The 441-nt window shown below is 54.4% G+C and carries 2 protein-coding genes; both read right to left on the bottom strand.

Annotated elements, in window-relative coordinates; translation table 11 throughout:
* On the bottom strand, positions 1 to 254 hold a 254-nt coding region (locus AC1RPH_RS07840; RefSeq protein ID WP_481762033.1), incomplete at its 3' end, for a hypothetical protein.
* Positions 251 to 441: hypothetical protein (locus AC1RPH_RS07835; protein WP_481762032.1), on the bottom strand; the 191-nt coding region annotated here is incomplete at its 5' end. The genes AC1RPH_RS07835 and AC1RPH_RS07840, both read right to left, overlap by 4 nt.

Raw genomic sequence — 441 nt, 5'->3', positions numbered from 1 at the left:
TCCCATGACGGGTTGACGTAGTTTTCCATCTTCGTATCCCATTTGTCATCCTCGCCGTGCAGCTCAATGTGCTGGTAATGATCAGCACCTGCCCCAGCCATCAACCCCGTCAGCAGGCGCAGCGACCGACGATACCCTTCATCAGGGCAGTGTTGGATGGCTGCGACCAGCGCGGCCACTGCATCTCGGTAGGCCCCTGCCTCCAACACCAGTGAAAGCGCCACTGGCAGCTTTTCCAGCTCATCTTTCGTCATTTCACACGCTCCACGAACTCAATATCGGTGATCTTGAATCGCGCGAAGTTGAAGAGGGAGCTGCGCGTGTCATCCTTGATCCACACTTGAACTGTGTGTTCCGTCACGTCACAAAGTTCAACCTGCTCCAGCCAGCTCGTGCCCGGAAACTTCACGAACCATTGCTGTCTCTTTTCGAGAATATTTT

The sequence above is a fragment of the Dellaglioa sp. CoH-57-MRSF-16 genome (assembly GCF_056782055.1).
Note: the sequence above shows the minus strand (reverse complement) of the source record. Positions and strands in the feature narration are given on the sequence as shown.